A 24,949-nucleotide genomic window follows, 5' to 3' on the forward strand; every position below is an offset into this window, starting at 1 on the left:
ATGGATCAAATCATTGATCACGAGCGGAGCTTATTGCCGGAAACGGCGATACGCCTTATTGACCAATCGAAAAGACAAGCCGATTTTTCGGAATAAAGAAAGCAGAAAAGGGACGGTGGAACCATGAAACTTATGGGTGTAATCAATTTGGATCACGAGCTCGACCAGTTAAAAGAACTGACGTATTTCCGCGCGGGCGCGGCTGTTCCCTTCGCGGGACGTTACCGGCTGATCGATTTCGCCTTGTCCAATATGATGAGCGCCGGCGTTCAGGATATCGCGCTGTTCGTGCGGCGGAAATACCGTTCGCTGCTCGATCATCTGGGCGAAGGACGTCCTTGGGACCTCGACCGCAAGCGCGGCGGACTGTTCGTTCTGCCTCCGGACTGGAACGATCCGACCGATATCTCGTCCGGCGACCTGCAGCATATGCACAATAACCGGGACTTCTTCGATCGCAGTTCGGGCGAGTACGTGGTGCATGCCGGCAGCCAGCATCTGTCCAAAGTGGATTTCTGCGACCTGGCCGAGCAGCACAAAGCGTCCGGTGCGGACGTTACGGTCGTTTACAAACACGTGGATCTGCTCGAACCCGAACACGACGCCTGCTTCCGGGTGGATGTGGATGAAAACGGCTTTGTGAACGGTATCCATAACGAGAAGGGGCACCATAACCTCTATATCGAGCTTTTCATTATGGAAAAAGGACTGTTTATGCAGCAGATGGAATACTGTATCGCTCATGGAGACAGCTACTTTTTCCGCGATGCGATCCTGCGGAATCCGAGCGGCCTGAAAATCGCGGGCTACGAGTACAAAGGCTACCATGCGGTCATCAATTCGGTCGAAAGCTATTACAAAAACAGCCTTGAGCTGCTCGATCAGGAGAAATACAAACAGCTCTTCTCGCCCGAGATGCCGGTGCATACGAAGATCAAGTATGAAGCGCCGACCAAATATCTCGAAGGAGCGGACGTCAAAAACTCGCTCGTGGCCAACGGCTGCCTGATTGCGGGCGAAGTGGAAGGCAGCGTTCTGTTCCGCGGCGTCAAAGTGGAAAAAGGCGCGAAAATCATCAATTCCATCATCATGCAAAAATGCGTGATCGAAGCGGGAGCGATCGTGGAGAATGTCATTATGGACAAAGACGTGCAGCTCTCCGAAAATCGTACGCTTGTCGGCGATTCGCGCAAACCTTACGTCATTGCCAAGCGCAGCATTCTGTAAGGATTTGCTGTAAAAATTCGACATGATTCGCAGCGAGCCCCTATTAAAAATTCTCCGAATCTGCCGATATATATCAAAACCACGGGTCTTCTAGACCGCTTCCTTATCGGAAGGCGGTTGTGGAAGGCCTTTTTCTGTCCTGTTATACTCATAACGATGCCATATGGCTGAGTCGTTTGTAGATAGAACCATACTTTATTCGTCCGCCGCCGGACGAAAGACCGGCGAAACGGGAAAGGGGCTCAATCCATGTTCACAGATAAAGAGCTTTTCAAACAGGAATTCAAGCAGCGGCTGATCGGTACAAGCGGCCGCCAAATGCACGAGGTTACCGAAGACGACATCTATGCCGCGCTCGGAAGCATGATTCGCGAGCGGATCGGCCAGGATTGGGCGGCAACGAACCGCACCTATAAAGAGCAGGGCGAGCGTCAGGTCTATTATTTCTCCATGGAGTTTCTGATGGGCCGCCTGCTCGGCAACAACCTGCTGAATCTGGGCGTACTGGAAATGGTGCGCGAAGGACTCGGCGAGCTTGGCTGGGACCTTGAAGAGATTGAAGAATACGAAGCGGATGCGGGACTCGGCAACGGCGGTCTCGGCCGTCTGGCGGCCTGCTTCCTTGATTCGCTGGCTTCGCTCGGCTATTCCGGGCACGGCAACGGCATCCGCTATAAATACGGATTGTTCGAACAGAAGATCATCAACGGCCACCAGGTCGAACTTCCGGACTATTGGCTGCAAAAAGGCAATGTCTGGGAAGTTCGCCGCGACGACAAGAAATTGAACGTTCGTTTCTGGGGCAATGTCGAAGTCGTCGAAAAAGAAGACGGCAACTATGTGTACGAAACGAAAAACGGCGAGGACGTCTGGGCGGTCCCTTACGACGTTCCGATCGTGGGCTACGAAAATTCGGCCGTCAACACGCTGCGTTTGTGGAGCGCGGAATCGGCGGCCGATCCGACCAAAGGCTTCGGCGGTCCCGATGGCAGCTACTACAACTTCCTCGACTATAAGCGTTCGGTCGAGACGGTATCGGAATTCCTCTATCCGGACGATTCCCAATACGAAGGCAAACTGCTGCGCCTGAAGCAGGAATATTTCCTGTGTTCGGCCGGCGTGCAAAGCGTGCTTCGCACATTCGACAAACTCGGCCTGCCGTACGACCGTCTGCCCGAGAAAGTCGCGATCCATATCAACGATACGCATCCGACGCTCGTGATTCCGGAGTTGATGCGCATTCTTTTGGACGAAAAAAGTTTCGGATGGCAGGAATCGTGGGATATCGTATCCCGGGTCGTATCGTACACCAACCACACGATCCTGAGCGAAGCGCTCGAGACCTGGCCGGAACAGATGGTTCGCGATCTGCTGCCGCGTCTTTACATGATCATCGAAGAGGTGAACAGACGCTTCTGCGCTTCGCTGCTCGAAGAGAATCCGAAAGATCAGGACCGCGTTTCCCGAATGGCGATCATCGCGAACGGGCAGATCAAGATGGCGCATCTGGCGATCCACGGAAGCCACAGCGTCAACGGCGTCGCCGCGCTGCATACGGATATCCTGAAGAAACGCGAGATGAAAGATTTCTACGAGCTGTATCCGGATCGTTTCAACAACAAGACAAACGGCATCACGCACCGCCGCTGGCTGATGCATGCCAACCCGGACCTGATGAACGTGATCGACGATACGATTGGTTCCGCCTGGAAGACGCAGCCCGATCAGCTGAACAATCTGCTCAAGTATTCCAAAGACGCGGTTGTCCAGGAAAAGATCCGCAGTGTCAAACGCAAGAACAAAGAGCGTCTGGCTTCTTATATCTATAAAAAGCACGGAGTGGCCGTCGATACGAATTCGATCTTCGACGTGCAGGTCAAGCGTTTGCATGCGTACAAGCGCCAACTGCTGAACGCTCTGCACATTATGGACCTGTACAACCGGATCAAAGAAAATCCTTCGCTCGACCTGACGCCGCGTACGTTTATTTTCGGTGCCAAGGCGGCTCCTGGTTATTATATGGCCAAGCAGATTATCAAGCTGATCAACAATATCGCCGATACCGTGAACAACGATCCGCAGACCAAAGACCTGCTGAAAGTGTTCTTCCTGGAGAACTACTCGGTGTCCCTGGCCGAGAAAATCGTTCCGGCCGCCGACGTCAGCGAACAAATTTCGACAGCGGGCAAAGAAGCTTCCGGTACCGGCAATATGAAGCTGATGATGAACGGAGCTCTGACGATCGGTACGCTTGACGGAGCCAACGTGGAGATGTACGAATCGCTGGGCGACGAAGGCATGTATCTGTTCGGACTGCGGATCGAAGAAGTCGAGCAGTACTATCGCGAAGGCGGATATTCCGCCCAGTCGTTCTATCAGGGCGACGAACGGATCAAGCGCGTACTGGATCAGCTGATCCAGCCGGGGCCTTTCTGCCAGAACGGTCAAACTTTCGATTCCATTTACCATTCGCTGCTCAGCCACAATGACGAATATTTCGTGCTGAGAGATTTTTCCAGCTATGCGCGGTCCCAAGATCAGATCGGACTCGATTACCGGAACTCCAAACTTTGGACCGAGAAATCGATTCTGAACATTGCCAAGTCGGGCCGTTTCGCAGGCGACCGTACGATCCACGAGTATGCGACGGAAATCTGGGACATCCAACCGGTCGGTATCGGAAGTCCTTCGCACACCCGCTGATCGCCGAATAGCCGGACCGTTTTGCCTGACAGCCTGCAGGCCGCTCCTTTTGGGAGCGGCTTTTTTGGCGTGCCGTGCCCGAAAGATCCGTCCAGCGCTCAGGAAGGGTTGGAAATAACTTGCTTCTATCGGCAGGAATTTGAAGAAGCGCGCCGAATCCTATACGCTTAACCTATTCGTTTTTGAAGCTTATCGACCGCTTACGAATCGTCCCGGCCGCCACAATGCGGAGCGGGTCTGCCTTGTCGACTGAATTCTTTTGCAGAGGAGCTATCCCACATGAAGATAAGATTCGCCAGACCTGAAGATGCCGCAGGCATTGCGCAAGTTCACGTCGACAGCTGGAAGACCACTTACAAAGGTATCGTTGCCGATGCTTATCTCGACAGACTGTCCGTGGAAGAACATTGGAACCGTTGGGAGAAAAGATTGAAGCATCCCGAACCCGGGGAAGGCGTTATGGTAGCGGAGAACGAGCGCGGACAAGTTTGCGGATTTCTCGATTATGGAGTGGATCGCGAAACCGGGCGGGTGCATGAAGCCGAATTGTACGCCGTGTACCTACTGCAGAGCGAGCAGCGCAAAGGCATCGGAAGCGAGATGTTCCGGCAGATGCTGGAAGAACTCCGGACCGCAGGGTACCGTTCGCTTATGGTCTGGGTGCTCGAACAGAATCCGGCCGTTCACTTCTATCGCAAAGTCGGCAGCGAAGAATTTGAACGCAAAGAGATTCGGATCGGGGAAGAAACGTTTACGGAAATCGCTTTGCGTTGGAACGATATTGCCCGGCTGACGATCTGAAGGGAAGAGTGAGAACCGGCCATGATTTTTCATCTGGACCCGCAGACCGTCTATATTTCTTTGATCTGCGGGCATGTGTTTACCGTCGTGCTGCTGAGCGCGTATCACCGAAGCGAGAGCCGGGACCGCTCGATCTCGATCTTTTTCACGGCCAAGCTGGTGCAGTCCGCCGCCTGGCTGTTAATGCTGCTCAAAGGAAGCCTCGGCGAATGGGCGGTCATCTCCGCTTCCAATACGCTGATCTTTCTCGGGACAGCGCTGGAAGCGGCGGCGCTGCTCCGGCTGCAGGGCACACTGACTCTCCGGGTCAAAAAGATCGGCGCCGTGCTTGTGCTGGCCGCCGTTCTGACATTCGATACGGTCATGCTTCTTCGCAATACGGAAGAACTGCGCATCGTTGTGGCTTCCGTGTTTGCGGCTCTGCTAATTGCGCCTCCCGCACTGGGCCTGCTCATGTTGAAGAACGCCACGATGCTGCGCAGGATGATGGGAGCGCTGTATACTTTTGTGGCGGCGATCCTTCTGATCCGCGCGCTGGCTGCGCTGTTCGCCGGCGAAACGGCCGCTCTGCTGTCTGCGGGGGTGACCGATACGCTGTTCTCGATCTCGGCTTATATGACCATGATGCTGGGCAACACCGGCTTCGTGCTGCTCGCCAAGCAGAAATCGGACGAAGAATTGTTCAAGCTTGCCAGCCTCGATGATCTGACGCAGATCTGGAACCGGCGCGCTTTTCTGGTCAGAGCCGGGGCGGTACTGGACCGCTTTGCGAAGACCGGCCGCCCGGTTTCTTTTTTGTTGTTCGATATCGACGGGTTCAAAGGAATCAACGATACATACGGGCACGATATCGGCGACCGCGTGCTGCGCGAAATGAGCGATACCGTGTCGGGGCAGCTCGGTCCGGAAGACCTGTTCGGCCGCTACGGCGGCGACGAATTTGCGGTGCTGCTGCCCGATTCTTCCCGGGCCGAATCCACGCGGCTGGCCGAGCGCATTCGGGCAGCGGCGAGAGGCTCTTGCACGCTGAGTATCGGCGCGCTGACTTTTATTCCCGAACATCGTTCCGATCTGGAACGGATCTACAAATGCTGCGATCTCGCTTTGTACGAAGCCAAGCGTGCCGGACGAAATCGGGTGCAGCGTGCCGAAGCCCACTTTGATTCGCCCGACCCTGCGTCCGTGAGCGACCTGGAACGCGTAAGAGGATAGGGAAAAGATATTCAAAAAGGGAAATCGCTGTGATTTTCATATAATTTTCAGGAAATTTCAAAAAAGGGGCTGCATTTTCATCCTTGCCGTGCTAAGATACGTTTTGTTTTTAATAAAACAAACGATCGAAGGAGGGTGAAGAGATGAAAACGAAAAACGGGACCGCTGCGGCAAAACTTCCGCTGGAGCGTGAATTCAATCTGTTTCGTTTGACCTGGCCGATATTCCTGGAAGTGTTTTTGTTTATGTTAATGGGGATCACCGATACGATGATGTTGAGCGGAGTATCGGATGATGCGGTAGCGGCCGTCGGCGCGGCCAACCAGGTCATCTCGATCGCCATCCTTATTCTCGAAGTCGTGGGTAACGGCGCCGCTATCGTTATCGCGCAGTATCTGGGGGCACGCAACCATTACGAGGCCGCCAAGATTTCCGGATTGTCGCTGACGCTCAATCTGATGCTGGGCCTGACCATGAGCGCGTTCTTCCTCGTGTTCGGCCATCATATGATGGTTGCCCTGAACCTGCACGGCGATATTCTCGTCTACGCCAAGTCGTATATGCATATCGTCGGCGGAGCGATCTTCCTGCAGGCTCTGATCAATATGCTGTCGGCTACGATCCGGACCTACGGACAAACGAAGCTGACCATGTTCGTGGCACTTGGCATGAATATCCTCAGCGTGGCCGGCGGTTACGTGATGATCTTCGGCCATATGGGCTTCCCGGCCATGGGCGTCGAAGGGGCCGCGATCTCGACGGTCATCAGCCGCGCCGTTGCGGCAGTCGTCTTGTTCTGGATGCTGTATCAGGTCATGGAAGTCCGGATTCAATTCAAGTTTTATATCAACCTGACCCGTGAATATATCATGAAAATTTTGCGTATCGGCGTACCGTCCGCACTGGAGCAGATTACGTACCAGTCGTGCCAGATGATCTTCTTCTTCTACGCGACGTTCCTCGGCGCCCAGGCGCTGGCCGCGCGTCAGTACGCGACGAACATCTCGATGTTCATCTATCTGTTTGCGGTCGCCGTGGCGATCGGAACAGGTATTATCGTCGGCCGTCTGGTCGGCGCGAACCGCAAGGAAGACGCGTACCATCAAGTATGGAACAGCGTCAAACGGGCGCTCGTCATCACCGTGATCGTCGATCTCGTCGTGATCCTGCTGCGCCATCCGCTCGTGGGTTTGTTCACCGACGACGCGGACATCATCCGTATGGCGACGCAGGTTCTGGTACTGAGCATCGTGCTGGAGACCGCCCGCACGTTCAACATGATCGTCATCGGTTCGCTCCGCGCCGCCGGCGACGCCAAGTTCCCGGTCTATGTCGGACTTGTCTCCATGGTCGGCATCAGCCTTCCGCTCGGGTATGTGCTGGTATTCCAGATGAATATGGGGCTGCCCGGCATCTGGCTGGCGATTGCGGCGGACGAATGGATTCGCGTTGCCGTCATGTATATGCGCTGGAAAAGCCGGGTCTGGAAAAAGCACTCGCTCATCCAGCACAATGAATCGGAGCAGGAAGAGAAGCTCGCTTCTCCTACCGCTCCATCGGCCTGAGCGCCCTCTCCAAACCGCAAGCTTTATTCCATACAAACCCGCCGCATCTCCCGGACAACCGGGAAGTGCAGCGGGTTTTTCGGTTTGCGCAGCCTGGAACCCTGTTCTTCCGAAAAAGCCGTAACGCCAAAAAATCCGTACGCATACTCGGTGTAACTGCGAATCGCTTCTTCCGGACTGATCGGCCGCAGATGGACGGCCCGCCGGGCCCGGAGATCGAGAAATCGCCCGCAGTGGGCCAGCATCGCAGACTCCAGCGCCTGCCGATCGAGATGTTCCGAAGGAGGATAGACTTCGAGGGCGGCGGCTCCCATTTCCAGAATATCGCGCAGACGCTGTCGGAACCGACGAAGGTTTTGGCCAGCCCTTCGCCCCGGTCGTCCGGCCGATCGTAAATCCATACGCAGTCGCCGTTCTCCGATTCGTCCAATCCGTAGAAGCCCCACCACAAATTCAACGATGTCGTCACGATATATACCTCGGAGTTTGTCATCGCGTTCTCTCCTTTTTTTGGACTGCCGTATCGGATTTCCTTCATTATTCCCCGGGAATTCTTGAGAATTCAAGCTTTTTTGCTTGTTTTTCTATCGGGCAAGAAAAGAAATCCCGGCTGCGCAGAGATAATCCGGTCATTCAAGTGTAATAACGTTACGTATACCCGAACTTACATAGCGGACGGTCGCGATTCGAACGGAAAGCGTATACGCTTCGGCCGCTGGATCAAGGAAAGGAGCAAACGAGATGGAAGTATGGGTCATTTGCGAAGATCGCTGGCATCCGGCGGAAACGATCCGGCAGGGGTTGGAGAAGCTGGACCGGACGGAATTTCGGTTTACGATAACCGACCGTGCGGAGGATTTTGATCCCGCGCGTCTGAAGGATTACCCGGTTGTGCTGGTCTGCCGCTCCAACAGTCAGTCCAAGCAGGAAAAAGAATACTGGATGAACGAATCGGTTCAACAGGCGTTCGAGCATTACGTGGAGCGGGGAGGCGCGCTGCTGGCCGTGCACGCGGGCACGGCCGGATACGACAAGGAAGAAGGGCCGTTTCGCCGTCTGCTCGGGGGCGTCTTCACGCATCACCCCGAAGCGTGCAAAGTCACGGTTCGTCCGGACAAGCAGCATCCGATTGCCGAAGGGATCGAAGAATTCACGGTACACGACGAGCATTATTTTATGGACTGGGACGATCCGATCGCGGACCTGATTATGACGACCGTATCGGAGCACGGTGCGCAGCCCGGCGGCTGGACCCGAACTTACGGCCGGGGCCGCGTAGCGGTGCTGACCCCCGGACACGAGCTCGGCGTATGGACGCATCCGATGTATCTGCGTTTGCTGCGCAATGCGCTGTACTGGTGTGCCAAGCAGGCCGAGCCCGGAAGCGAGAATTGAGCCGATAAACGAAGGAGGCAGCGATCATGAACAGAACCGCATGGATTCTCAATTTGCACGAGCCGTTCGGAGCCGCGTTGGGACGGGAATTGATGTCCCGCGGCTGGAACGTGATCGGCGGCGAACCGACCGATCCGGACACGCGGGAAGAACGTTCGGCAGCCGCGAAGAACGGAAGCGGCGAACTGCCCGAACCAAGGGCGGCCGACGACGGTTGGGGAAGCACGATTGCTCCGGAATCCGTGTCTCCGCCCGTTCCGGGAGGCGACCTTTCGGATGAAGAAGAACGGCCGAGCGGATGGACGCACGGCGCCCACATCGGAGAGAATCGCGATATTCCAACGGGAACCGGCAGTTCGGGGCTTGAAGATTTCGAAGGTTCGGTCGCTTTTGGACCGGAAAGCAATGCGAGGCCCAAAGCCGGGACAACGGACCCGGCCTATGCCGAGGAAACGCAAGCTCCGTCCCACGGGGCAGATCCGAATGCGTCGAACGAAGCCGGAGCTTTCGTCCCGGCGGAACCGGAAGACGGGAATAGCGATCGAACCGGCGGCTCCGCTGCGGCTTCCTCCGAGGCCCGCACGTCCGGTGCGGCAAGCCGAATCGACCTGCTGGTATTGAATGCGGGCGAAATGGCGCCCGTATTCGGCCATCCGTCATCTCGTTCGATTGAAGGGAAGACGGATGAATCTTCGGTGCCGGGTGGCTGGCCTGCCGACAGCGCCGGACAGGAGGATACCACGGCCGGACGTCTGCAGGACTACGAGACGTACGCGCTGACCCCGCTGCGCGCCGTCGAGCGGCTGCTGCCGCGGATGAACGCGGAGGGCGGGCTGAAGCGGATCTGCTTCATCTCGTCCCGCGAAGGCAGTATCTCGGTAGGCGAGGCCCATATGCCGATCGGCCGTGCCATGGCGCATACGGCTTTGCATATGCAGGCCAAACTGCTGTTTAACGACCTGCGCCGGGAAGGTTACACGTTCCGGCTGTATGATCCCGGTTTGAGACCGAAGCTTTCGGGCGGTTCGAATCCGCAGACGGGGTCATCGGCTTCCGATTCGCCGATGACCCCGCTGTCGGCTCCGATCGCGGAATCGGCGCGATTTGCCGCCGGACTGTTTGCCAATCCGCATGCCAACGAAGACAGACTTGTGCTGACGGGAAGCCGCGGCGAAGAATGGCCGTTCTGAGAGGAGCTGAACAGAGATGAGTACTTATCACGCTGTGATTACAGGCGCCGATCGGGGATTGGGTTTCGCATTGGCCGAAGGCCTGCTGGAGCGGGGCTGGCGCGTGTTCGCGGGCAGCTACCTGCCCGACTGGCCGCAGCTCGGCGAACTGCAGGAACGCTACCCCGATCTGCTGATCGTTCTGCCGCTCGATGTCTCTTCCGATTCTTCCGTGCTGGCGGCTGCCGCCGCCGTGGAAGAACGGACGCGAAGCCTCGATCTTCTGATCAATAATGCGGGCGTCATTACGGACAAGAACGAAGATTCCATTCGCACTTCGCAGGATTACGACGAGATGATCCGTCTTTATCAGGTGAATGCGCTGGGGCCGATCCGAACCAGCGAAGCTTTCCTGCCGCTGCTCGAGCGGGGCGAATTAAAGCGGCTCTGCTTCGTTTCTTCCGAAGCCGGCAGTATCGGCAAAGCCGAACGAACCGCCTGGTTCGCCTACTGCATGTCCAAAGCCGCGCTGAACCGCGGCGTCCGTCTGCTGTTTGACCGGAGGCGTCCGGAAGGATTTACGTTCCGGCTGTATCACCCGGGTTGGATGCGCACGTACATGTCCGGCGAACGCAATACCGAAGCGGAATTGGAACCGTCCGAATCGGCGGCGTCTGCACTGGAATATTTCCTCGGCAGCGCGCTGCCGTGGGACGACAAGCCGCACGCGATCGACGAAGACGAGCTGGTCATGCGCGATTGGCAGGGCCGGGAGTGGCCGTGGTAATCGTCGGTATCCTTCGCAGCTCCGCGCTCGGAGCCGCAAGCCGGATTACAGGTCCCTGTGCATAAAAAGAAACACCGAAGCCCCGGGGCTTCGGTGTTTTTGGATTGCGCCAAGCTTCTCTGTTTACCAAATGCTTACGCGATCTTCCGGAGCGACGTACATCGCGTCTTTCCCCGTAATTCCGTAGGCTTCGTAGAATTCCGCGAAATTGGCGATCGTGCGGTTGACACGGACCTTGTTCGCCGAATGTGTGTCCACGGTAGACATGTAAGCGGCGGTTTCGGGGCTCATTGTGGTGCGCCAGATGGTGGCATACCCTTCGAAATACGCTTTGTAATCCGGGCTTGGCATCTGCGAGAGCACCTGAAGCGAAGCGGCCATACCTCCGAGATCCGCAACATTCTCGCTTACGGTCAGCGTTCCGTTGTTCATGACGCCCGGCATAACCTCGACGCCGTCGTAATAACCGACCACCTGCTGCAGCTTCTGTTGGAACTGTTTATAATCGGCTTCGGTCCACCAGTTGGCCGCATTGCCCTGCTCGTCGTAGGCCGAACCCAGATTGTCGAACGCGTGGCTGATCTCGTGGGCGATGACCATACCGATCGCTCCCATATTCGTTTCGCGTTTGGCTTGGATATCGTAGAACGGAGCTTGCAGGATGCCGGCAGGGAAGACGATCTCGTTGTTCAGCGGATTGTAATAGGCATTGACGGTATATACGCTCATGCCCCAGGCCTCTTTGTCGACCGGCTTATCCAGCGATTCGATTCCTTTCTGCTTGCCCGCTTTGCTGATGGCGATCACATTGTCGAACAGCGACCCTCCGTTTTTAATCGACACGATCGGGACGTTCTTCAGGCTGTCTTCCGCTTTTTCCGGATAACCGACTTTGACCTTCATCGTATCGAGCTTCTTCAGGGCTTTGGTTTTGGTCGTTTCGGACATCCAGTCCAGCTTCTCGATCCGCTGCTTGTAGACGCCGATAAATTGATCCACCATTTTCTCTACGTCCTGCTTGGCCTCGGGACTGAAGTAACGGTCTGCAAACTGCAGACCCAGATAGTCGCTCATGACGCTTTGGGTCAAAGCGACCGCTTTCTGCTGACGGGTCTTCTCGCCGGTTACCCCGTACATTTGCGCCTGGAAGTCCTGGGCCGCTTTCTCGAATTCTTCCGTCAGCGTACCTCCCGTATTACTGAGCAGGAGGGCTTTGGCATAAGCTTTGAGCGCCTCCAGATTCTTGTCGGTCAGCATGCCGGACAGTTTCTGTGTCAGCTTCACGTCCGTCACGATCACTTTGTCGGCTTTTTCGAGTCCGAGTTGGCTAAGCATTTTGTTCATATGGATCGTTGGGAACAGCGCTTCGAAATCTTTTTTCGAATAGGGATTGTAGTATTTGGCCACGTCGCCCTGATCCTGAATGTCCATCGACGCGGCGGCAAGTTCTTTTTCAAAAGCGTACATCGTCTCGGCTTCCGTCTGCGCGGTTTTATCGTCGCTGCCGCCAAGCTTGAACAATCGCTTCAGATAAGCGGTATACACTTCTTTGATCTTGGGGTCTTCGGACATATAGCTGTTTTTGTCGAGCGAGAGAGTCAATGCGCCGAAATAAAGCGAGTTGGCGCTGCTGTTCTTTGCGTCGTTGGTGATGCCGAACGACAGGAGCGAGCCGGTTGCCAGTTCGGTTTCCGTTTTCATGGCCGCATCAAAAAGCTGCTGGACCGTAGCCGCGTCGTCGATCGATTTCAGGTAGCCTTTGATCGGCGTGATTCCCTGTTTGTTGCGATGTTCCACATCAAGCGCATTGCCGTAGAAATCCGCGATCTTCTGTTCGACGGAACCTGCGGTCTGCGGACTGGCGGCAATCTTGGCGATCATTTCGCTGAGACGGACTTCGTTGGCCTTGGCCAATTCGTTGAACACGCCGTTGGTCATCTCGCCGGCTTCGACGGAAGAAGCGTTCAGCCAGTCTTTGTTTATGTATTCGTAGTAATCGTCACGCGGATTGGAGCCTTCGAGCGCCATGGCGCGCCGGGTAAAGGCCTGAAGCTGCTCGTAGGTCACGGGATCCCCGGCCCCGAGCTTCCCGTCCGCTGTTCCATTGACGATGCCCGCCTGTGCCAAGCGCTTCAGTTCGCTCTGCGCCCACGCCGGTACGTCGCTGAAAGTCGGCACCTTTCCGATCTGGCGCAGATCGTTGCCGCTTGGCTGCGGCAGATTCGGGAACGCCCGGCCGAGCATAAGCAGCGCTTCGATCCGGGAGATGGAACGCGCTTCGTCGGGATTGCCTGTTCCGTCGCCTTTCAGAATGTCGGACTTGACGATGCCCGGCGCGTAGTCGTCGGTGATGCCGAGCAGATACTCGACCGCCTGGGCGCGCGTGAGCGTGGATTCTTCCGCGGAAACGAGGCTCGGAGCAGGCAGCGCGGACAGCAGCAGGGATGAGGCGAGAATGATTTTTGCAGATTTTTTCACTTGATATCCTCCTAGAAAACGATGAAATGGGACGAACGGGAAAAGCAGGCCGTGCCGGGATGTTCGCTGGCCGGAATTTGCTTGCTTTCTGTCGTCTATACGCTTTGGAGAAATAGGAGGTTTCGAAAAAATTGACCGCCAGCAAACAAGAGAAGGGAGAAATGGAAAACCCGTCCGCTTATGCGGACGGGTTTCGGTGAAAAAGAATAAAAATGAAAAGGCGTTCGACCGTTTGGTCTGCCGGATTCTTCTATTCCCAGGACGTGATCGTCGTCAATGTGCCTTCGATCGTATAAGGTCCGAATCCGGCCGGCAGGATGAAGTGATCGCCTTTGGCCAGCTGGGATTCGCCGGATTCGCTTTGCAGTTTGCCTGCGCCGTCCAGAATGCTCACGATCGTGTAGCGCTCGCGGGCGTCGAACTTGGCGCTGCCGTCGACTTCCCATTTTTGCACGGTGAAAAAGTCGTTCGAGACGAACTTGGTCACGGTCACGCCGTCCAGACGATCGGTCTCGTACGCGCCGCCGGCGTAGGACTGCGGCACGGTGGTCACTTCGATCGCTTTTTCCAGATGCAGCTCGCGGCCCTGGCCATTGGCATCTGTGCGGTCATAGTCGTACACGCGGTATGTTGTATCCGAACTCTGCTGCGTTTCCAGCACGACGATGCCTTTGCCCAGGGCGTGAATGGTTCCGCTCGGCACGTAGAAGAAATCGCCCGGCTTTACTTCGATCTTCGTCAGCAGCTCGTCCCACCGACCGGCTTCGATCATCGAACGCAGTTCTTCGCGGGACTGCGCGTTATGGCCGTAAATGATAGACGAACCCGGCTCGGCATCGACGATGTACCAGCACTCCGTCTTGCCCAGCTCGCCGTTCTCGAACTGGCGCGCGTACGCATCGTCCGGATGCACCTGGACCGACAGATCGTCGGAAGCGTCGAGAATTTTGGTCAGCAGCGGGAACACGTCGGACTGCGAATCGCCGAACAGCCCGGGATGTTCGTTCCACAGATCGCCGAGTTTCGCGCCCGCGTAAGGGCCGTTATGTACGAGACTTTGTCCGTTCTTGTGGCCCGACACCGCCCAGCATTCGCCGGTCTTATCGTTGGGAATTTCGTAGCCGAACAGCGTGTTCAGCTTGGTTCCGCCCCAGATGCGTTCCTGGAAAACGGGAGTAAGGAAGATCGGTTCGTTCATGGTTTTGACACTCCTTTTGGATAATGGATTCGGGTTGAAAATTCGCTTCGTCTGCCGCCTTGTTATTACCCACGAAAAGGGATCAATACGCCTGATGCACCAGCGAAGCCGCGCCGATCAGTCCCGCATTCTGGTTCAGTGCCGCGGGAACGATCGCCGTGCGGCGTCCGGCCGGGCTGAGCGCATGCTCCGAGACATAAGAGCGAATCGCGTCAAACAGCGGTTCGCCGATCTGCGACACGCCGCCGCCGATGACCAGCAGCTCCGGATCGAGCGTGTTGATCAGCGAGACGCAGCCCATACCGAGACGCCGGTACGTGACTTCGATCAGCTCCTTCATCCGCGCGTCGCCGCCCGCGGCCAGGTCGAATGCTTCCTTCGTGCCGACCGGACGGCCCAGCAGCTCCGAGGCTTGGCGCGCGATAGCCGTACCCGAGGCGATCTGCTCCCAGTAACCTTCGGTGCCCGCCGCGCCCGGTTCCACCATAATGAAGCCGACATCGCCGGCATTGCCGGACGCACCCGTGATGAGCCGTCCGTGCATGTAGATGCCGGCGCCGATTCCCGTGCTCACCGTGATAAAAATAAAATTGTCCGCCTCCCGCGCCGCGCCCAGCCACTTCTCGGCCAGCGCCGCCGCCGTCGCGTCGTTCTGGAAATGGACCGGCCATGCGCCGAAATGCTTGCGCAGTTCTTCGACGACGCCGAAGCCGTGCCAGGAAGGCAGGTTGGGCGGGCTGTCGAGCCGACCGTGTTTGGCGTCAAGCGGTCCGGGCGCGCCGACCCCGATGCCTTTGACGTCGGACGGGAGGATCCTGCACTGCTCCAGAAGTCCGTTTACCGCCGCCGCCGTTTCTTCGATCAGCGCCGTCGGCGTCTTGGCCGGATCCGTCTTGAGCGATTGCTGCGCGAGTACGTTTCCTTGTTCACCGATAAGCCCTACCGCGATCTTGGTCCCGCCGATATCGATTCCGATTGCAATCATGCGTGTGCCTCCCAGAAGTTCGAATAACTTGACAAAACTTGACGAAATTAAATGTTGTAAAGTAACCTGAAATCAGCATAGCATATCTGCAGGCGCGGGAATAGGGTATTTATCAAGGAGGAATCGTCATGGCCAGACCGAAAAAAATCTCCATGCAGGATATCGCGGATCGGATCGGCATTTCCAAAAATGCGGTCTCGCTGGCTTTGTCGGGAAAAAGCGGCGTAAGCGAGCATGTACGGCTGATCGTTCGGCATACCGCCCAGGAGATGGGTTATAAACCGCCGGCCGCTGCCAAGCAGGCGGAGCAAAAGATCAAAAACATCCTGCTGCTTGTACCGGAAAGAGTGGTCAGTCACGAGGACACCGAACATTTCCGTTTTTTCCATGACATGCTGTGGATTCTGGAAGAGACGGTCAAGGCGCACGGCTGCAGCGCTGTGATCGTCCGGATCGATCGCGAAATGGAACAACGGTTGGAGCTGCCGCCTTTGTACGGAGACCTGCCGCATATCGGCGTCGTCTTGTTCGGTATTATCGCCAAGCCTTATGCGCACATGGTCTGGGAGACGGGAGTGCCGCTGGTTATGCTCGATTCGTATTATAGGGACTTGGCCTGCGCGGCAGCCGTATCCGCCAATACGGAAGGCGCTGAATCGATCGTGCGTCTGCTGATCGAACAAGGGCACGAGCGGATCGGATTTATCGGACCGGCCAATCTGACGACGAGTCACGAGGAGCGCTGGTTCGGCTATTGGCGGGCCATGCGGGAAGCGGGACTTCCTATCGACGATCGGCATGTGCTGCTGGAAGCGGACGATTTCGACGAGGTGAAAAACGAACGCGGGATCGAGATGTTTCTAAAAGAAATCACTGCTGGAGGTGCGCTGCCCACCGCTTTTTTCTGCGGGAACGACCGGACTGCGCTGCTGCTTATTCGCAGGCTGCGCGCGCTTGGGATCTCCGTGCCGAAGCAGGTGAAGGTGACCGGTTTCGACGGATTAGAAGAGGCCTGCACACCGGATTCCGGATTGTACGCGACCGTTCGAGTGGACAAGAAACGAATGTGCCGGGCGGCGATTCGGCTTCTGCTGGACGGATACGGCGATCATCGACATGCGGTAAGATGGACGGTACAGGGCACAAGATTACTTTTGGAAGATTTTTGAGAGTAGTCCATCAAAAAAATGATGATTTGGCTTGAGAAATCGAAGAGGTGAAAATGTCGACTTAAAGCGGCCGCAAGACCGGAGAGAAGCGAGGGATTTACAAAAGTTTTCCCGGAGAGTATCAGAACTGCAACTAAATGACCCCGGGAAAGGTTTATATATAGAAGGTAGGGTGTTTTTTGCCGCATCCCAAATTGTACTTATAATGAGGAGGACGTTTGACATGAAAAAAATTCTGATCGCATCGCTGCTGGGTTCCGCCGTATTGGGGGCATCCGCTGCACAAGCCGCTCCGGCGACAACACCGGCAGCCGCGCCTACATCCCAACCCGCCGCCGCAGCGACCGTATCCGAACCGGCTGCCACCATTTACGGCAACAACGGTGTCGTAAAACCGAGCGCCTATCCGTTCTTCATCAAGAGCACGCTGTATGCGACGTCCGACGTCATCAAGCAGCTCGATATCGAAGGTCTGAGCATCTCGTGGGACAAAAAAACCCAAACGTATACGTATACTCGCGGCGACCATACCGTCAAAGTCATGGCCGACAGCAATATCGCCTGGGTAGACGGCAAAGAAGTGAAGCTGCAGGGGTCGCCGACATTCAAACGCGGCGTGCTGCGCGTTCCGGTCGGCATCATCGTCAGAGGCGTAGGCGAGTCGATCAAATGGGATAAAACGACCCAAACGCTGTGGGTCGGCGATTCGATCAAGTAAACTCCGGCGTTTCGCAGCCGCCGCCGCGTAAACCGAAAACAAGCCCGCTTCCGCAAACTGCCACAGGGCAGAACGGAAGCGGGCTTTTTCGTCGAGAGAGAATTAAGCATCGCGCTAATTTTAATACCAATTCCAAATACCTGCACAGTACCGCTTATTTGACCTGGATTTTTCTGTGCGATACTTCACGCTGCTTGGCCGGCTGCGGACGAAGACGCCGGGCGCTTGGCCGTCAACATGGCCCGGACCATAAGCGCCAGCTTGATTCCGCCGGTAAGGAACAGCAGCCACGGGAGCGCGATCATGCCCCAGCCTAGGCCCGGTGCCCAGGCGACGACGACATCCCACGGAGCCAGTCTCGACACGAAGCGGATCAGCAGCAGCGGGAAAGCGATATTGCAGAAGAACAGCAAAGCGAAGTTCAGCGTGATTCTGCGTCCGGTCGGACGGAACGCTTTTCTCCAGCGCAGCAGGCTGAGCAGCGACCATAGAAACAGCAGGGCGACCACGGCCGCGACCCCGTCGGCGATCGCGTACAATTTGACGAAATCCGGCAGGCTTTCCTGGGAAGGCATACGTCCGTGCAGGATATCGTCGATACCCGGCACGATCCCGCTGTAACCGACGATCAGGGGATCGACGGAGTTTGCGAGTACGAAAATGCCGTAGCCGTCGCGGATACGCATTTCCGAGTACGTATTTTCGGTGGTTCCGTTATGTCCGGCCGTATCGCCCGTGACGACCCAACCCATGCCGTAAAAGGAACCGTCCCGCATATCGGCGGCAGGCTTGCGCATCTGTGCGACGCTATCGGCGGACAGCAGGCGTTCGCCTTCGAACGTGCCGCCTTCCGTCTGCATGATCAGATACTTCGACATGTCTTCGGCCGTGGAGACGAGATAGCCCGACGGAATCGTTCCCGTATGGCCCGCCGCCCGGGTAGGTACGGCCCAGCCGAACAGGAATTGATGGCCGGAAGCAGGGCGCAGATCGGATCGCTCGGCGGCGGCCGTTTTGGCCCGTTCCGGCGAAGAGAAGCTGTGGGTCATGCCGATCGGCGCGAAGATCCGCTGCTGGATGTAATCTTCGTACGAAAGTCCCGATACCTGTTCGACGATCGCGCCGAGGATATTGTAATTCAGGTTCGAATATTCGTACGCCGTGCCGGCAGGCCGCTTCTGCGGAACGTCCGCCAGATCGGCGATATGCTGCATCAGCGTACCTTTTCCTTTGGCCAAAAAAGCGATCCCTTGGTAGGTGGACAATCCGCTCGTCTGGTGCAGCAGATCCGACACCGTAATGGCGGCGGACATCGACGGATCGGCCAAGCGGAACGACGGCAGATAATCGGTGACCGGAGCCTCCGGATCGACTTTCCCTTCTTCGACCAGCTGCATGATCGCAAGCGCGGTAAACGATTTGGTCGTCGAGCCGATCGCAAGCGGCGTCTGCGGCGTCATCGGCCCCGCGCCCGGACCGGCGCTGCCGTAGCCCCGGGTGTACTGCACTTTGCCGTCTTGAACGATTCCGACGGCAAGCCCGGGGATATGCAGACGCTGCATAGCGGCTTCTGCATAGGTATCGATCTGCTCCGGTGTCCAGGACCGGGCAGGCGATACGGCGGATTCGCCGGACGGCGCTGCGGTCGCACCGGCAGCGATTCCGCCGGCCGCTGCGGCGTGTACGGAGGATACGAGGAGGGAGGATCCGAGCAGCATACTGCCCAGCAGACTTCCCAATCGTTTGATAATTTTCATAGTTCAGCCTCTTTTCTTATACGTTCTTTCCCGATAAAGGCGCACAAAGCGTCCCGTTTCGCTGTCTTGTCTTAGTGTAAAGAAGAATGGGAAGATCGGAATCGGGCGTTCGCCCGGACTTGGTTTCCGCCTCGGGTCACCCGCAGGCCTGGACCAGAGGCGGGGGGGGGGGGTTGGTATACCGACCTGTTTAGGCAGGGCTTTTACGATTTCCCCGAACTTTTTTCCCGCTTTGAGCGTCTGTGAGGTTGCAGGATTTTCACGGGAGCACCCCGGACGGAGAGCGAAAAAAAGCAAAAGGAGGCGGAAAGGATGAGGGTGTCTTTGGAAGGGATGGGCGGACTGCTGTTTCTGGCCGTACCGGTCGCAGTCCTCTGCGTGATCGGCTATTTTATCGCCAAAACGGCATTCGGAAACTCCAGGGTCACGAACGAAATTTATTCGCTGCGGATGGATCTGAGTGAACTCGAACGGCGCCAGACCGAGCGGTTTACCGTGCGGGATGCCCATCTGCAGGAGCAGAATGCGCTGCTGCGGGAGCAGAACGAACATATGCGCAGAGCCGGAGATGGAGTGGGAGTAGGACACGGGAATTGAACGGACGCGAAGAAGCGCGCTTCGAAGCCTTCGGCCGCCCATAGGCGTCCGAAGGCTTTTTTCGCAAAAAATTCGAAAAGCCCGATTCCGGGTACAATAGGAAGAAACGGACCCTTCGTCCGAATCCGGAACTTGAGGAGGAGACCCGAATGTTTTTGCTGATCGGAGTCTTTTTGCTGCTGTGTCCGCTGGTGATCGCCCGTCCCGACCGGATTCTTCATCCGCTGCGCGATCCGGCCGGGGGAGAGCTGTATGAACCGGAGCGTTTCCAATCCCAGGCTTTTCGAGCTCTGGGTCTGCTGCTGCTGCTCGTCTCGCTGTCGCTTGGCGTGCTGATGATGCTCGCTGTGAGCTGAATAGGCGGATGACGGGGCGTTTCCTGCGGGAAGCGTCTTTTTGCGCGGGATTCGTACGGAAGGGACAGGTTTGAAAAATCGCGCTTATTCAGGCACACTGAACATACGGACGAAAGAGGTCGGCCCGAACGATCGGGAAGACACAAGGAGGAAACGGAAATGAACGGACAATGGACGATCGACAATATGCCGGATATGAGCGGGAAACGGGTAGTCATTACGGGAGGAAGCGGCGGTCTGGGACTCGAGACGGCTTACGGATTCGCGCAGAAAGGCGCGGAGGTCGTGCTGGCCGTGCGCAATATGGAAAAAGGACAGCAGGCCGCCGACGGACTGCGCAAAAAGTTTCCTCAGGCGACAGTGGAAGTCATGCGGCTCGATCTGGCGGATCTGTCGAGTATCGAAGCGTTCGCGGCAGGCTTTATCGGCAAGTATGACGCGCTGCACGTGCTGGTGAACAACGCGGGTGTCATGATTCCTCCGTACGGCCGCACGAAAGACGGTTTCGAGCTGCAGTTCGGCAGCAATCATCTGGGTCATTTTGCGCTTACGGGCCGTCTGCTGCCCCTGCTGCTTCGTACAACGGGCGCACGCGTCGTGACACTGAGCAGTATCGCCGCCAAAAGCGGTTATATGTACTTCAACAACCTGGACGGACGTATCGGTTACAGCGCAATGAAATTCTACGGTCAGAGCAAACTGGCCAATCTGCTGTTCGCCCGGGAACTTCAAAATCGCCTGTCGGCCGTAGGGGCGAACACGATCAGCGTAGCCTGCCATCCCGGCGTGTCGAATACGAACCTGATCTCGCGCGGATCGGGCAAACAGGCGGGACGTGCGGTCGCTTTCCTCTGGAGCTTGATGAGCCAGCCCGCGGCGATGGGCGCGCTGCCGACGCTGTACGCGGCAACCGAACCGCTGTATGGCGGCGAGTATATCGGTCCGACCGGCAAAGGCGGACGCAAAGGATATCCCGGCTTCGACCTGTCCGTCGATCACAAAATGAACGGGGACACGATGGCAAAGCTGTGGCGCGTATCCGAAGAACTGACCGGAGTGAGCTACGATTTCAGCCGGGCCGAAGACGAAGAATGGGCGCGTCTGAATATTCGGATGTAGCCGCAGTCCGGTCCGAACCGCTATCCTCCGTCTCCGAAACTGCATCCGATCCAAGTTCTGCCTAGCGGCAGGACTTTTTTCTTTTGCAAATAAATGTCCGGTCTGTCCGTTAAAGTTTTTGTATACAGTCCGGGAGCAAGAGGCTCCTGCGTTTTTTTTGGGGAAATTTCAAATAAGCGTTATACTAACGAAAAAGAAAGATCCATTCCCAATCGAAGAGGTGAATCGAGATGAACGCAAACATTCATAACAGCGGCACGGTGCCGGGAACCCGAAGGTATCTGATGACGGAAGAAGGGACCTGGAAGCCGGAGGCCTGTTCGTCGCTGCTGGTCTTCAGGCAGGAACCCGGCGAAGCGGCTGAGTATCCGAACCTGCTGCTCGGCGTGCTGGGAGCGGCGGAAGACTTTCGCGGCGAGTTTGCGGGTTTTGGCGCATTTGCCGCGCCGGCAAGGCTGGGCGGCGTCCACGAAGCGGCAGCCGGCGACCTGCTGCTGATTCTGGGCGAGGTCCCCGGCACTTCCCATCCGGAAGCCTACCGGCTGGAGATCGGCGATTTCGTTACGCTGACTGCGGCAAACGACCGTTCGGCGCTGCACGGCCTGCGGACGCTGCGGCAGCTGCTTTTTTCCAGCGGCGGAGAGCTTGCCTACGGAGTCATCGAAGACGAGCCGCTGGTCGGCGAGCGTGCGCTGCATCTCGACATCGGCCGCAAGTTTTATCCGCAGGAATGGATTGTTGCGCGGATTCGCGACATGGCGGAATTGAAGCTTAATACGCTCCAGCTGCATTTTTCCGAACATGAAGGCTTCACCTTCGAGAGCGAACGGCACCCCGAAATCATGTCGGAGTCTTATCTGACGAAAGAGCAGGTTCGGGAGATCATCAAGGAAGCGCGGCGGCATCGGATCACGCTGATTCCTTCGCTTGATTCGCCGGGGCATCTGGGCTGGGCGCTGCGGAACCATCCGGAGTGGCTGCTGGCCCGGGCGGACGGCGAACCGGCAAGAGGCGCGCTGGACATTACATGTCCAGAAGCGGTCGCCTTCGCACTGGATCTGATCGACGAATATGCGGAGCTGTTCGAAGGCAGTCCGTATTTCCATATCGGGGGAGACGAATTTATCGATTTCGGTACGTTCGCTTCGTACCCGCAGCTTGGCCTTTATGCGCGCGAGACGCTCGGGATCGAAGGCGGCACGGAGGTGGACGCTTATATCGACTATCTGAACAAGGCGGCGGAGCGTCTGGAAGCCAGAGGATTCACCGTGCGCGTCTGGAACGACGGATTGTACCGGGAAGACCTGGAGCAGCGAGTCGCGCCCAAGCCGTCCATGCAGGTCGCGTATTGGACCAAATGGGACCGCAAGATGGCTCCGGCGCAGACGTTTCTGGATCAGGGACACGAGATCGTCAATTTCAACGACGCTTATTTCTATTACGTCCTCGGCGAACATGCGGGATACGTCTATCCGAGCGGAGCCAAGATTTACGACGGCTGGCACCCCGGACTGCTGCCGCGCGCCGGCGAACACGAACCGCAGGAATGGATGCCGCCGTATCCCGAAGGCCTGCTCGGCTGTTCGTTCTCCGTCTGGTCGGACAAACCGGAAGCGCAGACGATCGAAGAAGTGGAACGGGGGCTGAAGGAACCGCTGCGCGCCATGGCGGAAAAAGCCTGGACCGGCGAACGGCGTTACGCGGATTATAAGGCTTTTGCGGAAGCCTGCGCGGCGGCGGGCCTGGATCGATAACGGGCGCGCATGTGAAGAAAGCGGCAGAGTTCCTTCGGGAAATTTGCCGCTTTTTGTACGGAAACTGCATGGGGAGCGTGATTCGGAACGTCTATTGCCGGATAAGTGTTCCAAAACGGGGAAAAGGAGCTTTTAATCATGTATACCATTCTGATCGTGGAAGACGATCCCAAGATTGCGGAGCTGCTCCGAGGAAGTATCGAAAAATACGGCTACCGGGCCAGGGTCGTGAGCGATTTTGAACGCATCATGGAAGAATTCCGGGAATCCGGCGCGCAGCTTGCCCTGCTCGACGTCAACCTGCCCAAATACGACGGGTTCTACTGGTGCCGGCAGATTCGGGCGGAGTCCGTCTGTCCCATTCTGTTCATCTCGGCCCGCGACGGGCAGATGGACCAGGTGATGGCGCTCGAGAACGGCGCGGACGATTATATCACCAAGCCGTTTCATTACGAAGTCGTGCTGGCCAAGATCCGCAGCCATCTTCGGCGCGCCTACGGGGAATATGCGGCGGGGCCGGAAGAGAAGAAGGTCGAAGCGGCCGGGCTGACCCTGTATCCCGAACGTTTCGTCCTGATGCAAGGGGAGCGGACGGCCGAACTGAGCCAGAAAGAATCCCTGCTGCTCGAAGCGCTGCTGCAGCGATCAGGCCGAGTGGTCAGCCGGGACCGGCTGCTCGGGTTGATGTGGGAAGACCATCATTTTATCGACGACAATACGCTCAATGTCTATATCACGCGGGTCCGCAAAAAGCTCAAGGAACTGGAAGCGGAAGCGACGATCGAAGTGGTGCGCGGGGCGGGTTATCTGTTGAATTTCGCGGAAGACGACGAGCAGGAACCGTCTTCCGTGCGGTCTGACGCAGGCGGAGCGGCCGGAGGGAAGGCCGGCGTGTCCCGGAACGGGTACGGCGATGACGGCGCGGCAAGTGCATCTCCGGGAGGCCGGCCGTGAAGCTGTTCTGGCGGGATCAGCTGCCGCTGATCCTGTTCTTTCTGCTGCAGACGGTGCTGGTGCCTCTGCTGTACTGGATCAGCGGCGAAGAAAGGCCGCCGGATATTATCCTCTACGGGATGCTGCTGAGCGCGGCCGTGCTGGCCGCCTATCTGCTGTTTCGCTACATAACGCTGCGTCCGCTGTATATCCGGCTGTCGCAGCCGGGCATGCAGCGCGAGGATCGGCTGCAGCCGCTGGGGGAAGCGCCGCTTGCCGAAGCGGCATCCGAACTGATCCGCCTCTATGACCGCGAGTACGAAGAAGAATTGGCGGCGCGCCGCAGCGCGATGGAGAGGCACGTGACGTTTATCGGGCGCTGGGTGCACCAGATGAAGACGCCGCTGTCGGTACTTCAGCTGTCGGTGCGCGAGATCGAAGACGAGGACCTGGCGGACAGTATCGCCGAGGAGCTGGACCGGATGCGGCGGGGACTGGAGATGGTCATCTATACGTCGCGCCTGGAGAGCTTCGAGCAGGATTTTGCCGCGGAGCGGGTCCGATTGGCGGTTCCGGTTCGCGAAGCGTTGGCGGAGCGGCGCAGGCTGTTTATCAAGCGCCGCATCTCTCCGGTCATCGAGATCGACGAAGGGGCGGAGGTATACACGGATGCCAAATGGCTGAAATTTATTCTGGGCCAGATTCTGATCAATGCCGTGCAGTACACCGAGGGGGCGGGCAAACGGGTGTTTATTCGCGCTTATGCGCGCGGTCCGCATCGGCTGCTCGAAGTGCGCGACGAAGGAATCGGGATTCTCAAAGAAGACCTGAACCGGGTGTTCAATCCTTATTTCACCGGACAAAGAGGGCGCCAGTACAAGGAATCGACGGGGATGGGCCTGTATCTGGTCAGCGAAGTCTGCCGGCATCTGGACCATGGTCTCGAACTGGAATCCGAACCCGAAAGCGGCACGACGGTGCGGATCGTGTTCCGGGAAGCGCCCGAACAGAACCTTAACTGAAATG

At 57.2% G+C, this 24,949-nt stretch carries 20 protein-coding genes and 1 pseudogene; 16 read left to right on the forward strand and 5 right to left on the reverse strand.

The window, feature by feature from the left end:
• Positions 1–123: 123 nt before the first annotated feature.
• The 5 genes from glgD (at position 124) to HOP44_RS17405 (ending at position 7,508) form a co-directional block, all read left to right on the forward strand.
• Complete coding sequence (gene glgD / locus HOP44_RS17385; RefSeq protein ID WP_172255580.1) at positions 124–1,227, forward strand: glucose-1-phosphate adenylyltransferase subunit GlgD; 1,104 nt, start codon at positions 124–126, stop codon at positions 1,225–1,227.
• A 249-nt stretch (positions 1,228–1,476) separates the two neighbouring features.
• Positions 1,477–3,930: a glycogen/starch/alpha-glucan phosphorylase gene (locus HOP44_RS17390; protein ID WP_172255582.1), complete on the forward strand. Its 2,454-nt coding sequence runs from the start codon at positions 1,477–1,479 to the stop codon at positions 3,928–3,930.
• A 279-nt stretch (positions 3,931–4,209) separates the two neighbouring features.
• Positions 4,210–4,731: a GNAT family N-acetyltransferase gene (locus tag HOP44_RS17395; protein ID WP_172255584.1), complete on the forward strand. Its 522-nt coding sequence runs from the start codon at positions 4,210–4,212 to the stop codon at positions 4,729–4,731.
• A 21-nt stretch (positions 4,732–4,752) separates the two neighbouring features.
• Positions 4,753–5,943: a GGDEF domain-containing protein gene (locus tag HOP44_RS17400; RefSeq protein WP_172255596.1), complete on the forward strand. Its 1,191-nt coding sequence runs from the start codon at positions 4,753–4,755 to the stop codon at positions 5,941–5,943.
• A gap of 143 nt (positions 5,944–6,086) precedes the next feature.
• Positions 6,087–7,508, forward strand: coding sequence for an MATE family efflux transporter (locus HOP44_RS17405; RefSeq protein ID WP_172255598.1), 1,422 nt, complete (start codon positions 6,087–6,089; stop codon positions 7,506–7,508).
• Between the two features lie 23 nt (positions 7,509–7,531).
• Here HOP44_RS17405 and HOP44_RS17410 read toward each other — a convergent pair whose 3' ends face one another.
• Positions 7,532–7,909 (reverse strand): hypothetical protein, encoded by a 378-nt coding sequence (locus tag HOP44_RS17410; RefSeq protein ID WP_172255600.1) that lies wholly within the window; start codon positions 7,907–7,909, stop codon positions 7,532–7,534.
• Between the two features lie 340 nt (positions 7,910–8,249).
• Between HOP44_RS17410 and HOP44_RS17415 the strand changes: the two genes are divergently transcribed.
• Genes HOP44_RS17415 through HOP44_RS17425 form a run of 3 tightly spaced genes read left to right on the forward strand, consistent with a single transcriptional unit; the run spans position 8,250 to position 10,859 of the window.
• On the forward strand, positions 8,250–8,903 hold the full coding sequence (locus HOP44_RS17415) for a ThuA domain-containing protein (RefSeq protein ID WP_172255602.1): 654 nt from the start codon (positions 8,250–8,252) through the stop codon (positions 8,901–8,903).
• A 26-nt stretch (positions 8,904–8,929) separates the two neighbouring features.
• Complete coding sequence (locus HOP44_RS17420; RefSeq protein ID WP_172255604.1) at positions 8,930–10,093, forward strand: Rossmann-fold NAD(P)-binding domain-containing protein; 1,164 nt, start codon at positions 8,930–8,932, stop codon at positions 10,091–10,093.
• A gap of 16 nt (positions 10,094–10,109) precedes the next feature.
• Positions 10,110–10,859, forward strand: coding sequence for an SDR family NAD(P)-dependent oxidoreductase (locus tag HOP44_RS17425; RefSeq protein WP_172255606.1), 750 nt, complete (start codon positions 10,110–10,112; stop codon positions 10,857–10,859).
• 123 nt (positions 10,860–10,982) lie between these two features.
• On the opposite strand, the gene HOP44_RS17430 is transcribed toward HOP44_RS17425, so the two are convergent.
• From HOP44_RS17430 to HOP44_RS17440, 3 genes are all read right to left on the reverse strand, one after another.
• Positions 10,983–13,337 (reverse strand): M13-type metalloendopeptidase, encoded by a 2,355-nt coding sequence (locus HOP44_RS17430; RefSeq protein ID WP_172255608.1) that lies wholly within the window; start codon positions 13,335–13,337, stop codon positions 10,983–10,985.
• Positions 13,338–13,587: 250 nt separating this feature from the next.
• Entirely contained in the window at positions 13,588–14,535 is a 948-nt protein-coding gene (gene manA, locus HOP44_RS17435; RefSeq protein ID WP_172255610.1) for a mannose-6-phosphate isomerase, class I, read from the reverse strand.
• Between the two features lie 82 nt (positions 14,536–14,617).
• A complete protein-coding gene (locus tag HOP44_RS17440) occupies positions 14,618–15,520 on the reverse strand; it encodes an ROK family protein (RefSeq protein ID WP_172255612.1) in 903 nt (300 codons plus the stop codon).
• Positions 15,521–15,648: 128 nt separating this feature from the next.
• On the opposite strand from HOP44_RS17440, the gene HOP44_RS17445 reads away from it, so the two are divergent.
• Positions 15,649–16,689 carry a LacI family DNA-binding transcriptional regulator gene (locus tag HOP44_RS17445; protein ID WP_172255614.1) on the forward strand — a complete coding sequence of 347 codons (1,041 nt, stop codon included), beginning with the start codon at positions 15,649–15,651 and terminating at the stop codon, positions 16,687–16,689.
• A 223-nt stretch (positions 16,690–16,912) separates the two neighbouring features.
• The gene (locus HOP44_RS17450) at positions 16,913–17,407 is read left to right on the forward strand and encodes a copper amine oxidase N-terminal domain-containing protein (protein WP_172255616.1); all 495 of its coding nucleotides are present in this window, start codon (positions 16,913–16,915) and stop codon (positions 17,405–17,407) included.
• Positions 17,408–17,592: 185 nt separating this feature from the next.
• Here HOP44_RS17450 and HOP44_RS17455 read toward each other — a convergent pair whose 3' ends face one another.
• The gene (locus HOP44_RS17455) at positions 17,593–19,164 is read right to left on the reverse strand and encodes a serine hydrolase domain-containing protein (protein ID WP_172255618.1); all 1,572 of its coding nucleotides are present in this window, start codon (positions 19,162–19,164) and stop codon (positions 17,593–17,595) included.
• Positions 19,165–19,476: 312 nt separating this feature from the next.
• On the opposite strand from HOP44_RS17455, the gene HOP44_RS17460 reads away from it, so the two are divergent.
• The 6 genes and pseudogenes from HOP44_RS17460 (at position 19,477) to HOP44_RS17485 (ending at position 24,945) form a co-directional block, all read left to right on the forward strand.
• Entirely contained in the window at positions 19,477–19,761 is a 285-nt protein-coding gene (locus tag HOP44_RS17460) for a hypothetical protein (RefSeq protein ID WP_172255620.1), read from the forward strand.
• A 149-nt stretch (positions 19,762–19,910) separates the two neighbouring features.
• The gene (locus tag HOP44_RS17465; protein WP_172255622.1) at positions 19,911–20,117 is read left to right on the forward strand and encodes a hypothetical protein; all 207 of its coding nucleotides are present in this window, start codon (positions 19,911–19,913) and stop codon (positions 20,115–20,117) included.
• Between the two features lie 159 nt (positions 20,118–20,276).
• Positions 20,277–21,236: an oxidoreductase gene (locus HOP44_RS17470; protein ID WP_172255624.1), complete on the forward strand. Its 960-nt coding sequence runs from the start codon at positions 20,277–20,279 to the stop codon at positions 21,234–21,236.
• A 230-nt stretch (positions 21,237–21,466) separates the two neighbouring features.
• The gene (locus tag HOP44_RS17475; protein ID WP_172255626.1) at positions 21,467–22,990 is read left to right on the forward strand and encodes a beta-N-acetylhexosaminidase; all 1,524 of its coding nucleotides are present in this window, start codon (positions 21,467–21,469) and stop codon (positions 22,988–22,990) included.
• A 138-nt stretch (positions 22,991–23,128) separates the two neighbouring features.
• Positions 23,129–23,797, forward strand: a pseudogene (locus tag HOP44_RS17480) (response regulator transcription factor); the annotation flags it as partial.
• 143 nt (positions 23,798–23,940) lie between these two features.
• Positions 23,941–24,945 carry an ATP-binding protein gene (locus HOP44_RS17485; protein ID WP_172255630.1) on the forward strand — a complete coding sequence of 335 codons (1,005 nt, stop codon included), beginning with the start codon at positions 23,941–23,943 and terminating at the stop codon, positions 24,943–24,945.
• The last annotated feature ends 4 nt before the right edge of the window (positions 24,946–24,949 follow it).

The sequence above is a fragment of the Saccharibacillus deserti genome (genome assembly GCF_013618475.1).
Classification (GTDB): domain Bacteria; phylum Bacillota; class Bacilli; order Paenibacillales; family Paenibacillaceae; genus Saccharibacillus; species Saccharibacillus deserti.